The 1,129-nt window shown below is 69.7% G+C and carries 2 protein-coding genes and 1 pseudogene; all 3 read left to right on the top strand.

The annotated features are described in order from the left end of the window. Window positions 1–370, top strand: a pseudogene (locus I5E_RS04555) (potassium-transporting ATPase subunit B); the annotation flags it as partial. Window positions 371–372: 2 nt separating this feature from the next. Beyond that, on the top strand, window positions 373–984 hold the full coding sequence (gene kdpC, locus I5E_RS04560) for a potassium-transporting ATPase subunit KdpC (protein WP_022905947.1): 612 nt from the start codon (window positions 373–375) through the stop codon (window positions 982–984). Between the two features lie 43 nt (window positions 985–1,027). Further along, on the top strand, window positions 1,028–1,129 hold a 102-nt coding region (locus tag I5E_RS26880), incomplete at its 3' end, for a hypothetical protein (RefSeq protein ID WP_148286858.1).

Raw genomic sequence — 1,129 nt, forward strand, 5'->3', positions numbered from 1 at the left:
GTCGTCCCGATCGGCAAGCAGTTGCTCATCACCCGCGGGCGCGCTCACCACGTTCTCCATCGCCAACGACGTCGCGAAGTACTTCGCGATCATCCCCGCGATGTTCCAGGTGACGTTCCCGGGGCTGGCCGCGCTGAACGTGATGGGGCTGCACAGCCCCGCGTCGGCGATCCTGTCCGCGGTCGTCTTCAACGCGCTCGTCATCGTGGCGCTCATCCCGCTGTCCCTGCGTGGCGTCAAGTACCGCGCAGCGTCGGCGTCGTCGATCCTCGGCCGCAACCTGCTCCTCTACGGGCTCGGCGGCGTGATCGTCCCCTTCATCGGCATCAAGTTGATCGACCTCGTCGTCGGTCTCATCCCGGGGTTCTGACAATGGCTTCCTCCTCTCGCTCGTTCTTCCGCTCGACCGGCGTCGCGATCCGGCTCACCCTGCTCTCGACCGTCGTCCTCGGCGTCGCCTACCCGCTCGCGGTGTGGGGCGTCGGCCAGACGGCGTTCCACGACCAGGCGAACGGCTCGATGGTCACCTCGTCCGACGGGAAGGTCGTCGGTTCGTCCCTGATCGGCCAGGCGTCCTCGGGCTCCGCCACGGACGCCGCCCGGTGGTTCCAGTCCCGCCCGAGCGCCGCTGGTGAGAAGGGCTACGACGCGAACGCGTCCAGCGGCTCGAACCTCGGCCCGAACAACCCCGACCTGCTCACGGCGATCGAGGAGCGCAAGGCCGCGATCGCGAAGGCCGACGGGGTCCCCGAGTCGTCGATCCCGGCGGACGCCGTCACCGCGTCCGGGTCGGGCCTTGACCCGGACATCAGCCCCGAGTACGCGCTCCTGCAGGTGTCCCGCGTGGCGTCGGCCCGCGGCATGTCGGAGGCGGCCGTGCGGACGCTCGTGCACGAGCACACCGAGGCCCGGCAGCTCGGGTTCCTCGGCGAACCGGTGGTGAACGTCCTCGAGCTGAACCTGGCGCTGGCGAAGGCGTCCTGACACCACACACCCACCGGGACCACGGACGCGAGAGGATGAACACGTGAAGCGCGGGAAGCTGCGGGTCCTGCTCGGTGCGGCGCCCGGTAACGGGAAGACGTTCACGATGCTCGAGGAGGGGCACCGGCTCACCCGAGGGCCGGAC

Origin of the sequence: Curtobacterium sp. B18, assembly GCF_000333375.1 — a bacterium.
Classification (GTDB): Bacteria; Actinomycetota; Actinomycetes; order Actinomycetales; family Microbacteriaceae; genus Curtobacterium.

Coding starts and splice junctions, on each gene's coding strand:
- kdpC (WP_022905947.1), top strand. CDS start 373: ATGGCTTCCTCCTCTCGCTCGTTCTTCCGCTCGACCGGCGTCGCGATC.